This window comes from Lewinella sp. JB7 (assembly GCF_024297185.1).
In the GTDB taxonomy this organism is placed as follows: Bacteria; Bacteroidota; Bacteroidia; order Chitinophagales; family Saprospiraceae; genus Neolewinella.
This window is the reverse complement of the sequence record NZ_JANCTD010000003.1, coordinates 252680-265174: the sequence shown is the minus strand read 5'-3', so window position 1 is coordinate 265174 and position 12495 is coordinate 252680. Positions and strand designations below refer to the sequence as shown.

Genomic DNA, 12495 nt, shown 5'->3' with positions numbered 1-12495 from the left:
TCGGAAGATTGACGTTTGGAACTACAACCACGCGTACGGCTAAATTGCCCGACCCGGAGGACTGTATTTTATTGAGCCGCCCGGCATTATGCCAGTTCCAGCCGGTCGAGCAGCAACTGAAAGGGCTGCGGCCGGTCATTACTGATGAGAAATGCGATCTCCGCGAGTCGGTCACCCCGAAAATTCGGTTCTTCGAGCCGGTTGCCCCGGTACACGGGGTAGAGTTGAGCCAGGGGAATGTCGATCACTTCCCAATCGCCCGTCGTGTCGAATTCGTAGGTATACTGGTAGCGCTGCTCAGGGGTTGCCCGGACCCGAAACTGGTACTGACTACCGTCACCGCGTAGGCGGATGCGAATGCGGTCGTATCCCGCGATATCGACGGGTGGGTCGAACTTTCGGTGAACCGAGGAGAACCCCCCGTTATTCTCGGTCGACAGGTGGCCGTAGAAGCGGCCGTGCTTACGTTCCGTTATGGCGAAATGACCCTCCGACCTTCCGCCCATGACGATATCGTCCACGACGCGCCACCGGACCCCGACGGAGAACTCGTTGAATGCATAGAGCGTTTTTTCGGATGGCATGACGGGCGTTTGTCATATAACCGGCGCCGTAATTACGCGGTTCTATATCTACCAAACTCGGACGCTCGCCCGGTGCCCGTGTGCCTGCTTTTGCCTAGCTTCGGCCGGAAAGCACCCCGCCCATGCCCGGTCCCATTCGCCCCGGCGAAGAATTACCCCTCGATCGTCTGGAAAACTATTTGCGCCGGCAACTGCCGGAGCTGTCCGGAACCTTCTCCGTGCGCCAGTTTCACGGCGGTCACGCGAACCTGACCTACAAACTGACCTTCGGAGACCGGGAACTCGTCCTGCGCCGTCCACCCTTCGGGACCATTGCTCCGGGTGCCCACGATATGCGGCGGGAATACCGCATCCTATCGCGTTTACCTACCTACTTTGCTCCCGCGCCCCGCGCCCACCTGCTCTGTACGGACCACGAGGTCATCGGGGCGGACTTCGTGGTCATGGAACGTCGACACGGTACGGTGGTCCGCTACGCACTGCCGGACACGTTCCGGACGATGCCCCGGGTGGAAGAAAGGCTCACCGACGCCCTGATGCGCGTAACCGCCAATTTGCATAGGGTCGACGTTGAAGTCGCCGGATTGCTTGAACTCGGTAATCCCGAGGGATTTGCCTTGCGTCAGTTGACGGGTTGGTCGAAGCGATGGCAACTGGCGAAGACGGAGGAGAATGCCGACATGGATCGGTTGGCTGATCGGCTTGCGCGGGACATTCCGGCACCCCAGCGGGTGTCGATCGTCCACGGCGACCTGAAGTTCGACAACTGCCAGTTTAGCGCCGGGGACCCCGATACGGTTACGGCGGTGTTTGACTGGGATATGGCCACCCTGGGTGACCCGCTTATCGATCTGGCCGGTACGCTGAGTTTCTGGCCCGACCCTGCTTTGGACGCCGCCGATATGCCCGTACGGCTCCTCGACGGAGACTGGCCGGACAAGGATTACCTGAAGGAGCGTTACGCGACCCACACCCGCCTATCGCTGGATCGTATGCCGTGGTATGAGGCCTTCGCCTGCTTTAAGACGGCCGTGATCGCCCAGCAGCTGTACCGCCGCTACGTGCGGGGCAGTACGCGCGACGCACGCATGGAAAAGTTCGGGCGGGCGGCACGGGCATTCGCCGCCCTGGGCCGTACGAAACTCGGACAATGATTACTGGAACGGTAGTCGATTAAACGAGTAGGGGAGATATGACTTCGCCCGCCACGTCGGTCAGTCGGAAGTTACGTCCCTGAAAGGGGTAGGTAAGCCGCTCGTGGTCGAGCCCCAGGCGATTGAGGATGGTGGCCTGCACGTCGTGCACGTGCGCCCGCTCGGTCACGCCGGCGTAGCCGATGGCGTCCGTCTGACCGTAGGAGGCCCCGCCCCGGATGCCTCCGCCCGCCATCCACATGGTGAAGGCCTCCCCGTGGTGGTCGCGCCCCAGGAAGGGATTGGTGGTGCCGCCCCGATTCTCCTGCATGGGCGTGCGGCCGAACTCTCCACCCCACACGACCAGGGTGTCCTCGAGCAAGCCCCGTTGCTTCAGGTCCCGGAGCAGCGCCGTCATGGGACGGTCGATCTGGCGGCACTTCTCGCGTAATCCCGCCCCGAGGCTGGTGTCGTGACTGGTCCCGTGCATATCCCAGCCCCAGTCATACAGTTGTATAAAGCGTACGTCGGCTTCCGCCAAACGGCGGGCCATCAGGCAGTTGTTGGCAAAGGACGAACGCCCCGGTTCGGTGCCGTACATAGCGTGGATGTAGTCCGGCTCCCGGCTGATGTCCATCACTTCGGGGACGGAAACCTGCATCTTGAAGGCCATCTCGTACTGCCGGATGCGCGTGAGGGTTTCCGGATCGCCGACCTCTTCGTACTGCCGGCGGTTGAGGTGATTGATAGCGGCGATACTGCGCTGTCGCAGGTCACGCGACATCCCCTCCGGATCGCTCAGGTACAGAATGGGGTCGCCCTGGGTGCGGCACTGAACGCCCTGTTCGATGCTGGGCAGAAAGCCGCTGCTCCAGAGCTTTTTCCCCGCGCTGGGTTCACGCCCGCCGGAGGTGAGCACGATGAAGCCCGGCAGGTTTTCGTTCTCGGAACCCAGGCCGTAGGTGACCCAGGATCCCAGGGAGGGACGCCCCAGTCGCGGACTACCCGTATGCATGAGCAACTGGGCGGGGGCGTGATTAAACTCCTCCGTGTGTACCGCCCGGAGAAAAGCTACGTCGTCGACGACCGAACTGAAGTGGGGGAGTAGATCGCTCACCCACGCCCGGCTTTCTCCGTACTGGGCGAAGGTCGCCTGGGGACCGAGCATGCGCGGGGTACCCTGAATGAAGGCAAAACGCTTACCGTCCAGTAGGGAGGGCGGACAATCCAGTCCGTGCAGCCGCTGCAGATCGGGTTTGTAATCGAAGGTTTCGAGTTGGCTTGGCGCGCCGGCCATGTGCAGGTAGATGATCCGGCGGGCGTGGGGTGCCAGGTCGAGGGGGCCGGGCAAGGATTCCGGGGCTACGTCCGGACGTAAAGGCACCGAGGGCCCGTCGCAGCCCAGTAAGCTTCCGAGGGCCATGCCACCGAGCCCCAGCGTACACTGGCGGAGGAAAAATCTTCGGCTGTTGAATGCAGCCCGCCGGCGGACGGCTTCCTGATCGACGTGGAGCATGGGTTCAGGACTTGGTGAGGAATTCGTCGAGATTAAAGAGGACATTGGTGACTACGAACAAGGCCTCGCGCGCCTGGTGATCCGACTGGCGCAGGGCCTCCTCGTAGAGCAGCCGCAATTCCTGCCGTTCCGCTTCCCGGATCGGGCGGTACAGTACCCGCCGGAAAAGCCGGTCGATGGCTCCGGTGGGGTCGTCCGTCTCCCGCAGGATGGCGTCGGTCAGAAAGTACATGGCCTCGGTGAAGGCCGGGTCGTTCAGGGTGGCCAGGGCCTGTAGCGGCGTATTGGTTTCGGTTCGTCGGGACAGGCAGATCTCGCGACTCGATCCGTCGAAAGTGGTCAGCGACGGGTGAACGACCGAACGACGCAGGTAGGTGTAAACGGCACGCCGGTACCGATCCGGGCCGCTGCTGGTCTCCCACTTACTGTCGCTGTACGGAATATGGTCCCACAGGCCGTCCGGCTGGGGTGGCATGACGCCCGGGCCGTACATCTTGTCGCTCAGCAGCCCGGAGACGGCCAGCATCTGGTCACGGATCTGTTCGGCGGTCAGGCGGCCGCGGGGACCGCGGGCGAGCAGGCGATTGTCGGGGTCGTCGGCCGGTTCCGGCCGGATGGCTGACGACTGTCGGTAGGTTTTCGAGAGCACGATGAAGCGGATCAGGCGCTTCGTGCTCCACTGTAGTTCAGTGGCGTAGTGGACGGCTAACCAGTCGAGTAAGTCCGGATGACTCGGCGCGGCACCCTGGCTGCCGAAGTCTTCCGGAGTAGCTACGATTCCCGTACCGAAGAGCTCGGCCCAGATGCGGTTGACGGCCACGCGCGCGGTCAGTGGGTGGTCGGGTGAGGTGAGCCAGCGGGCGAAGGCCAGTCGATCCCGCGCACCGTCCGCCGGCAGGGGGGGCAGGATGTCCGGTACGTCAGCCGTCACGACCCGGCCGGGTACCAGCCAGTTGCCGCGTTCGAACAGTTGGGTCGTCCGGCGGGTGAGGGGCGGGTTCTCACTCATCACCGGGACCCGAAGGGAGTCCGGGGCGGCCGCCAACTCATCGATGAAGGACCGGATCTGTTCGTACCCGGCTTGCTCCTCTCCCGGTAAGCGGGGCTGTGGATGAAATCCGTAGATGTTGGTCAGTGGTCCTGGCTGATCTTCCGTACTTCTGACCGTGACCGACAAGCGGTGGCTACCCGCGGTCGGGGTCAGAGGAACAATGCGGATGCCGCCGCCGCGGTTCTGCTCGCTGTCGTAGGTAGCCACGATCTGCCCGCTGGTGTCGTCGAGGCGAATCTCCATCGTGTAGGGGCTCCGGTCGCCGGCGTGAAAATGCAGGGCCGCGAGGCTATCCAACTGGAGGGGCGGCAGGGCGAAAGAGCTCCCGTGGCGCATGACCATAAAGTCCTCGTCGGCGCGATCCGTAAAGACTCCACCGACCACGTCCGTGAAGGCGTAGGGCCTGATGATGGGTTCCCGGGTCTGAAGGGCACGGTGCCAGTAGTCCTGCTCCACCGAGGTGCCGTAGTGCATGATCCACGACTGCAGGCTGTCAATCTTCCCCCGCAGGCGGGCGGATGGAATACTCACCGTCGGTCGTTCCCACACGTGATCGTGGTCGGCGGTATTGTTGAAGAAGGCGTAAGAAGCATAATACGCTTCCTGGGGAATCGGGTCGTACGGATGTCCGTGGCACTGAACGCAGGCCATGGTGGTGCCCTGCCAGACCTCCCAGGTCGTATTTACCCGGTCCAGGACGCTCACGGTTCGGTATTCTTCGTTGCTGGTGCCGCCCTCCCCATTGCTAGGGGTGTTGCGGTGGAAAGCGGTGGCGATCAACTGATCACGCGTGGGATTTGGAAGTAAATCTCCGGCCAGCTGTTCCACCGTAAATTGGTCGAAGGGCATGTCGTCGTTGAAGGCCCGGATCACCCAGTCGCGGTAGGGCCATATGGTGCGGGGGCGGTCACGTTCGTAGCCCCGGGAGTCGGCGTAGCGGGCAAGATCCAGCCAGGCGGCGGCGCGGTGTTCGCCGTAGCGGGGGGAGGCCAGGTAGCGATCGACCGCCCAGACGTAGGCTTCGTCATCGGGGTTTCGCAGGAATTCTTCCATTTCCGCGGGGGTGGGGGGCAGTCCCGTGAGATCAAACGACAAGCGGCGCAGCAGAGTAGCGGGCGGGGACGCGGGAGCCGGGGAAAATCCCGCAGCGAGCAATCCATCGGCTACGTAGGCATCGATCTCGTTACCGTCGGCGGGGACGGCGCTCCGGGGCGGTGCGGGGTCGGGGGCCACGTAGGCCCAGTGCTCCTCCCATTCCGCACCCTGTTCGATCCACCGCTCGAGGGTGGCGATTTCCGGCTCGGTAAGCGGAGGGCCTTCCAGGGGCATCCGTTGGTCGGGGTCGGCGTGGCGAATGCGCTGGATGAGTTCGCTCCGACCGGGGGATCCCGGCACTACGGCGCGCAGCGCCTCCGCGCGGTAGATCAGGCCCAGATCGCCGGCCTGCTTCACTCCGCCGTGGCATCCGACGCACTTGGCGTTGAAGATCGGGCGTACGTCCGCACTAAAACTGACCCGCGGTTCGGGATCCCGGCAGCCAAGGAGACAAAGGAGGGTAAGGGCGAAGAGGGTGCGCATAATGACGGGTCTGAATATACGACCTTATTTCCCCTCAATCCCCCTCCCCGGCCGTAACGAAACTGTACAAATAGGGAGCTTTGTGGGAGCCCCCGGTATAGAGTTTTTCGTGGCGAAGCAAGTTACCCGAACTCAGCATCCGGCGCTGAAAACTCGTACGGTGCAGCTTCTCCCCCAGAATAGCTTCGGTAACCTGTTGCAACTGCTTGATGGTAAAGCGTTCGGGCAGCATGTTCGTTCCGATCAGCATCGTGTCCAGATTGCGGCGGAGGGTGTAGAGTGCCTTATCGACCATTTCCCGGTGGTCCCACAGGAGGGGCGGCAACTCGTCGATCGCGTACCACTTCAGGGAGTCGGACAGCGCGTCCGGCCGGGGGGTCACGAGGTGGTAGTTGATCAGGCTGTAGTAGCCGACGGTGATGAAGCGGTCCAGCATCCACTCCGCCTGGTCGACGGGAAATCCGTTGGCACTTAGTATGGTCCGCATCACTTCCGGTTGGTGCCGACGGGTGCTGCCGAAAGTGTGAAATTGCTGAAGGTGAAGATTATCCAGTCCGGTCCGCTCCCGCAGTCCCCGACGCACCGCCTCGTCCAGGTTCTCGTCGCGGCCCACGAATCCACCGGGTAGCGCATGGTATCCCGTGTTGCGGTACTCCAGAATGAGGATCCGAAGTTGTTCCCCCGCAAAACCGAATACGACGCTGTCGTAGGCGAGGTGGGGAAGGTAATCCGATGGACGAGGAACTTGCATGCTATGAATAAAACGGGAAAGTGCTGCCGCTATTCTACACAATCTATTTGGTAATTCCTGTTAACACCCGTACTATTGTAGCAACGTGCGACAATAGGAATTCGCGCCCGGACTTTCTCCGCCGTGGCGATTCCTGGCGGTCCACTGGGAATTTGAGGCTTTGGTTGATCCTACAATGAAAATGATATGAAGCGTTTTAAGCTATTGATATTTGCAATGTTAACCATCATGACATCAATGAACGGGCAACTAATCACCGGAGCGGACGAGGCCGTCACGGCGACGGAGTCCGGTCAGGTGCGCGGTTACCAGATAGACGGAATTTTCACCTTCAAGGGCATCCCCTACGGTAGGGCCGAGCGATTCGGTACGGCCACAAAGCCCGAGCCCTGGGAGGGGGTACGGAGTTCTCTGAGCTACGGACCGGTGGCACCCCTGCTGCGCCCGGTGACCACCGTGGACGATGAAAGTGAATTCGTCTTTGACCACGACTGGGGTTATACCGACGAGGATTGCCTGGTCCTGAACGTATGGAGTCCGGGACTGAAGGACGCGCGGAAGCGGCCGGTCATGTTCTGGATCCACGGGGGCGGATTCACGGCGGGCTCTTCCCAGGAGTTGCCTTCCTACCACGGGGAGAATCTGGCTCGCTCGGGTGACGTCGTGGTCGTATCGGTCAATCACCGGCTCAACGTGTTGGGCTACCTCGACCTCTCGGCCTACGGCGAAGATTACGCTACCTCCGCCAACAATTCGATCGTCGATCTCCGAATGGCCCTGGAGTGGGTGCAGGAGAACATCGAAAACTTCGGCGGTGATCCGGATAACGTGACCATCTTCGGTCAGTCGGGTGGGGGAGCGAAGGTGAATACCCTGATGGCCATGCCTTCCGCGCACGGCAAGTTCCACAAGGCCATTAATCAGAGTGGGGCTTTCCGGACCAACATGCAGACCCGGGAGGTGACCCAGCGCATTGGCGCCGAAACCCTCCGGCAGCTGGAGATCACCCCGGAGGAGGTCGACCGAATTCGGGAAGTGCCGTTTGCGGAACTGGCCGAGGCTTCCGGGCGCGCGCTGAAGGTGGTGGAAGAGGAGTTGAAGGCCGACGGACAGGACTTCGGTATGTTCGGCCTCAGCTGGGGTCCGAGCGTCGACGGAGTGCAACTGCCGTACCAACCGGCCGGTGAGGAGGCTCTGGCACTCAGCCGCGACGTACCCCTGCTGATCGGAACGGTCAAAAACGAATTTATGCCCTCCCTGCGCGCCGGACTGTCTCATGCCCTGGAGGCGGACATAATGGCTTACGTAGAGAATATCCACGGTGAGCGGGCGGGTGAGTTTGTCGAGGCCGTGCGTAGCGCCTATCCGGAAACTTCACTGCCCTCCGATCTGATCGACGTGGATATGATGTTCCGTCCGGGCGCCGTACGTCAGGCCAACGCCAAGGCTAGTCTGCCCGACGGTGCACCGGTGTACATGTACCTCTTTACCTGGCAGTCCCCCGTAATGGACGGTAAGTACAAGGCGATCCACTGCGTCGAACTGCCTTTCGTTTTCAATAACATCGACCGTTGCGTGAACATGACGGGTGGCGGCGAGGAAGCCAGGGTACTGGCCACTAAGGTTAGCCAGTCCTGGATCAACTTTGCCCGCAGCGGGAATCCAAGTCACTCCGGACTTCCGGACTGGAAGGCCTACAACGAAGCCGAGGGAGCGACCATGATGCTCGATAACGAGAGCGAGCTGCGGTTCCACCCCGATCGCCAGCTGCTGGAGTTTAACGAAGGCAGCAGCCGCTAGTTTGCCGGATCTTCACCGAATCCGTGCGTAGCTTGCACCATTAACCATCTTTGCACCCGCGTCCCCGCCCGAACGGTCCGACGTCACTACGACCATAGATACATGAGACTTACCAGACTAAGTTTTCCCCTACTGCTCCTTACGCTGCTCCTATTTGCCTGTGGCGGCGGAAGTCAGCTGGACAAACCGGAAGGACAAACCGCTACGCCGGTCCCCGCTGTGAATGACCACTTCGGCGGACTCGCCCTCTACACGCTGCGCGACACCATGGCGAGCAATCCACGGGGCGTACTGAAGGAAGTCGCCGATCTCGGGTACGAGTACGTGGAGGCGGCCGGTTACCAGGACGGCAAATTTTACGGGATGGCCCCTAAGGAGTTTAAGGCTTACCTCGCCGAAGTCGGTCTGAAACCGATGAGCACCCACCACGGCGACGTGACCCTGGATAACGCCGACGAGATGATCGCCGCCGCAAAGGAGGCCGGGTTTGAGTACTTCGTCATTCCCGTCCCGCCCATGGGCCACTTCACCTTCGACCCGGCCACCCGCACCCTGGGGATGTCGGGCTCGGTAGCGGAGGTCATGGACATCATCAACGAAATTGCCGCCAAGTGCGCCGCGGCCGGCATCAAGTGTCTTTACCACAACCACGATTTCGAGTTCCGGGAGAACGCGGAGGGCATCGTGCCGATTGACTACTTCATCGAACACTCCGATCCGGATCACCTCAACTTTCAGATGGACCTGTACTGGGTAACCCGTGCGGGGGCCGATCCCGTGGCCTACTTTAAGAAGGCTCCCGGCCGCTTCAAGGCCTGGCACGTGAAGGATATGGACGCCGAGGGGCGTTTCGCCCCGGTGGGTACGGGAAGCATCGATTTCGCACGCATCCTAAAGGAAAAAGAGGTGTCCGGCATGGAATTTTACCTGGTCGAACAGGACGCGACCTTTAACGAAACGCCGCTACAGGCCATTCGCATCAGTCACGCCGGTCTGGAAGAAATCGGCTTCGAGTAAAGCGGTTATCTTGCTGTCATGCACTTCGAGTACAGCGAGACTACCCAAGATAACATCCGGCACCTGTCCGCTTTCCTGGACGAACACATCTACCCCCTGGAAGCGGATTACCGGACCTTTACCCGGGACAATCCCTGGCGGGTATACCCCGCGATGGAAGCCCTGAAGGAGCGGGCGCGTGCCGCGGGCTTGTGGAACCTGTTTCTGCCCGAGGAGTACGGGGCATTCAGTCCGGGCCTCACGAACGTCGAATACGCTCCCCTGGCCGAACTGATGGGACGGGTGCCGTGGGCCAGCGAAGTCTTCAACTGCAATGCGCCCGATACCGGGAATATGGAGGTGCTGGCCAAGTACGGGACCGCCGAACAGCAGCGCGACTGGTTGCATCCCCTCCTGGAAGGCCGTATTCGTTCCGCCTTTTTGATGACCGAGCCCGCCGTCGCTAGCTCCGATGCTACCAACATTGAAACCAGTATCCGGCGCGAGGGGGAGGAGTACGTCATCAACGGCCGTAAGTGGTGGAGCACCGGCGCGATGCACCCCGACTGCCGACTGTACATCGTGATGGGTAAGACCGATGCCGGGGCACCCCGGCATCTGCAACAGAGTATGATCCTGGTGCCGGCCGACACTCCCGGGGTACGGGTGGAGCGACCGCTGAGCGCCTTCGGGACGTTCGACAGTCCCCACGGGCACGCGGAGATCAGTCTGACCGACGTCCGGGTGCCCGCGGCCAATCTGCTGCTGGGTGAAGGTCGGGGCTTCGAGATCGCCCAGGGCCGCCTGGGTCCCGGCCGGATCCATCACTGCATGCGCCTGATCGGTGCCGCCCAGCGGTCGCTGGAGATGATGAGCCGGCGGGCGGGCGAGCGGCGGGCGTTCGGGCGGGAGCTGTCGAAGTTCAGCAGTATCCGGCAGGAGGTGGCCCGCTCCCGCTGCGAAATCGAGCAGGCGCGTCTGCTGACGCTATCGGCCGCCGACCGGATCGATCGAGGGGGCATCAAGGAAGCTAAGGACCTGATCGCGATGATCAAGATCGTGTGTCCGACGATGGCGTGTACCGTCATCGACCGGGCCATTCAGGTGCACGGGGGGCTGGGGGTGTCGGGGGATACTCCGCTGGCTGAATTTTACGTGTACGCCCGCAGCATCCGCCTGGCCGACGGGCCGGACGAGGTGCACCTGTACCAGTTGGGGCGGAATACGATTGCCGGGTTGGGGGGCGGGTGAGGCGGTGGTGACTAGCGGTTGGACCGCTATAGCCGTTGGACGGTGGGGGACCGTCCAACGGGGTCACTCGAAAATTACCTGCTCTCCGCTCTCGATCCAGCCCGGCATCCGGTCCTTGTAGGCGGCGTGTACCTGGGGGCGTTTTACCTTCAGGGTGGGGGTGAGCATATCGTTCTCGATGCTAAAGGCTTGCTCAACCACCACGATGGTAGCCACCTTTTTGTAGCTCGCGAGCTGCTGATTGACTTCCTGCAATTGGGCGGCAAGGCCGGCGCGGATTGCGGCCCTCCCTTTCTGGTCTCCGGTCTCGGAAAGAGCGACCAGCAACAGGGGCTGAGGCATACCCAACCCGAGCAGGCAGAGCTGGTCGATGTCCGGATTGCCGGTGAACTTATCTTCGATCTCGCTGGGGATGATGAACTTGGCCTTGGCCGTCTTGAAGGTGTCCTTCACGCGGCCGATGAGGTAGAGAAAACCGTCCTCGTCGATACGGCCCTGGTCTCCGGTATGCAGCCAGCCATCCGCGTCAACGGTCTCGGCGGTTTTTTCCGGTTGCTTGTAGTAGCCGACCATGGTATAGGGGGCCCGCGTGAGCACTTCTCCGGTGGCGGGGTCGAGCTTGCATTCGGTTCCCGGGAGGGTCTGGCCTACAGAGCCGGGGCGGTCCTGTTCGGGGTAGATCATGTGTCCGACGGCCCCGTTTTCCGTCATGGCGTAGGCTTCGGCAATGGGGATGCCGAGTCGGCCGAACCAGTCTTTCAGTTCCTGGGCGATGGGCGCGGCGCCGGACACGTTGCGCCGCGACTGATCGAGACCGAGTCCCCTCCGAATCTTGCGCTTGATAAACCACGAAACCACCGGAATTTTCAGCAGCTTATCCAGTTTTTCCTGGGGGAGTTTCTTCAGTACGCCCTGCCGCAGTTTCGTCCAGATGCGCGGTACGGCGAAGAAGAAGGTCGGGCGTGCGTCCTGCAGGTTCGCGGCGAAGCGCTCGATGCTTTCCGTAAAGAAGATTTCACCGCCGTGGGTCAGGCACATGGTTTCAACGGTGCCGCGCTCGGCCACGTGATTCAGGGGCAGGAAGGAGAAGTAACGATTGTTTCCCTGGTAGTCGTTGGCGAGGGGATTGCGGTCGTAGAGTTCGCGCATCAGGGCGACCTGGTTGTGCAGGCTCAGCATTACACCCTTCGGCGGACCGGTGGTACCGGAGGTGAAAATGATGGTCCACAAGCCGTCCGGGTCGGGCAGGGGCTGTCCGGGCATGGGAGGATACTCATCCAGGATATCTTCCCAGGCTTTACCGCGGTCTACCAGACTGTTGTCAGAATAATGGGGAAAGCGGACAAGGGGCAGATCGTCTGGAATTCCGGTACGCATGCTTTCCCAGACTTCGGTCTTTCCGACGAAGAGCAGGTCCACGTCGCCAAGATCCAGCACCTGGGCGATCTGTTCGCCGGTCAGCGTGGCGAAGAAGGGGACGCTGACGTGGCCGGCCATCATGATGGCCAGGTCGGCGATGATCCACTCGCGGCAGTTTTTCGATACCAAACCGATGTGGCTGCCCGGTTTGAGGTCCTGATCGTGAAGATAAGCGGCCACTTTGCGGGCCATCTGGCCCGCTTCACCCCAGGTGTAGGTCTCCCAGCGCTTCCCGAAGGGTTGGTGTAAGAACGGCTTATCGGGATCAGAAGCTTCCCGACGGTAGAAAGCTTCCAGGGTGGTGAGGTTGTACATAAGTAGGTTCGGTCAGTTGGCCAGGGCTGCAAGGTAATCGGTTTGTAGGGGTCGGTAGCGGAGTACGTATCGCCGGCCACCACCAAAATGCACTATATTTC

At 61.6% G+C, this 12495-nt stretch carries 9 protein-coding genes; 4 read left to right on the top strand and 5 right to left on the bottom strand.

Annotated features, from left to right (window positions below; all coding sequences use genetic code 11):
- Positions 1-86 precede the first annotated feature (86 nt).
- Entirely contained in the window at positions 87-584 is a 498-nt protein-coding gene (locus tag NMA52_RS07280) for a CIA30 family protein (protein WP_254826998.1), read from the bottom strand.
- A 122-nt stretch (positions 585-706) separates the two neighbouring features.
- Here NMA52_RS07280 and NMA52_RS07275 point away from each other — a divergent pair, with 122 nt between their 5' ends.
- Positions 707-1738, top strand: coding sequence for a phosphotransferase family protein (locus tag NMA52_RS07275; protein ID WP_254826997.1), 1032 nt, complete (start codon positions 707-709; stop codon positions 1736-1738).
- A gap of 19 nt (positions 1739-1757) precedes the next feature.
- Here the strand turns inward: NMA52_RS07275 and NMA52_RS07270 are convergent, their stop codons facing one another.
- From NMA52_RS07270 to NMA52_RS07260, 3 genes are read right to left on the bottom strand one after another with little or no spacing between them, the layout of a single operon-like run.
- Positions 1758-3233, bottom strand: a complete 1476-nt coding sequence (locus NMA52_RS07270) for a DUF1501 domain-containing protein (protein WP_254826996.1) — start codon at positions 3231-3233, stop codon at positions 1758-1760.
- A gap of 4 nt (positions 3234-3237) precedes the next feature.
- Positions 3238-5862, bottom strand: a complete 2625-nt coding sequence (locus tag NMA52_RS07265) for a PSD1 and planctomycete cytochrome C domain-containing protein (RefSeq protein ID WP_254826995.1) — start codon at positions 5860-5862, stop codon at positions 3238-3240.
- A 34-nt stretch (positions 5863-5896) separates the two neighbouring features.
- Positions 5897-6613 carry an NUDIX domain-containing protein gene (locus NMA52_RS07260; RefSeq protein ID WP_254826994.1) on the bottom strand — a complete coding sequence of 239 codons (717 nt, stop codon included), beginning with the start codon at positions 6611-6613 and terminating at the stop codon, positions 5897-5899.
- Between the two features lie 228 nt (positions 6614-6841).
- On the opposite strand from NMA52_RS07260, the gene NMA52_RS07255 reads away from it, so the two are divergent.
- The 3 genes from NMA52_RS07255 to NMA52_RS07245 all read left to right on the top strand — a co-directional run bounded on the left by NMA52_RS07255 (position 6842) and on the right by NMA52_RS07245 (position 10660).
- Positions 6842-8413, top strand: coding sequence for a carboxylesterase/lipase family protein (locus tag NMA52_RS07255; RefSeq protein WP_254826993.1), 1572 nt, complete (start codon positions 6842-6844; stop codon positions 8411-8413).
- Between the two features lie 102 nt (positions 8414-8515).
- Positions 8516-9430, top strand: a complete 915-nt coding sequence (locus NMA52_RS07250; RefSeq protein WP_254826992.1) for a sugar phosphate isomerase/epimerase — start codon at positions 8516-8518, stop codon at positions 9428-9430.
- An 18-nt stretch (positions 9431-9448) separates the two neighbouring features.
- Positions 9449-10660 (top strand): acyl-CoA dehydrogenase family protein, encoded by a 1212-nt coding sequence (locus NMA52_RS07245; RefSeq protein WP_254826991.1) that lies wholly within the window; start codon positions 9449-9451, stop codon positions 10658-10660.
- Between the two features lie 63 nt (positions 10661-10723).
- Here NMA52_RS07245 and NMA52_RS07240 read toward each other — a convergent pair whose 3' ends face one another.
- A complete protein-coding gene (locus NMA52_RS07240) occupies positions 10724-12394 on the bottom strand; it encodes an AMP-binding protein (RefSeq protein WP_254826990.1) in 1671 nt (556 codons plus the stop codon).
- Positions 12395-12495: the final 101 nt, after the last annotated feature.

What these genes read in the sequence shown, in the direction of transcription:
- NMA52_RS07245 (WP_254826991.1), top strand. Translation starts at nt 9,449, where the DNA reads ATGCACTTCGAGTACAGCGAGACTACCCAAGATAACATCCGGCACCTG.
- NMA52_RS07270 (WP_254826996.1), bottom strand. Translation starts at nt 3,233, where the DNA reads ATGCTCCACGTCGATCAGGAAGCCGTCCGCCGGCGGGCTGCATTCAAC.
- NMA52_RS07265 (WP_254826995.1), bottom strand. Translation starts at nt 5,862, where the DNA reads ATGCGCACCCTCTTCGCCCTTACCCTCCTTTGTCTCCTTGGCTGCCGG.
- NMA52_RS07280 (WP_254826998.1), bottom strand. Translation starts at nt 584, where the DNA reads ATGCCATCCGAAAAAACGCTCTATGCATTCAACGAGTTCTCCGTCGGG.
- NMA52_RS07275 (WP_254826997.1), top strand. Translation starts at nt 707, where the DNA reads ATGCCCGGTCCCATTCGCCCCGGCGAAGAATTACCCCTCGATCGTCTG.
- NMA52_RS07250 (WP_254826992.1), top strand. Translation starts at nt 8,516, where the DNA reads ATGAGACTTACCAGACTAAGTTTTCCCCTACTGCTCCTTACGCTGCTC.
- NMA52_RS07255 (WP_254826993.1), top strand. Translation starts at nt 6,842, where the DNA reads ATGACATCAATGAACGGGCAACTAATCACCGGAGCGGACGAGGCCGTC.
- NMA52_RS07260 (WP_254826994.1), bottom strand. Translation starts at nt 6,613, where the DNA reads ATGCAAGTTCCTCGTCCATCGGATTACCTTCCCCACCTCGCCTACGAC.
- NMA52_RS07240 (WP_254826990.1), bottom strand. Translation starts at nt 12,394, where the DNA reads ATGTACAACCTCACCACCCTGGAAGCTTTCTACCGTCGGGAAGCTTCT.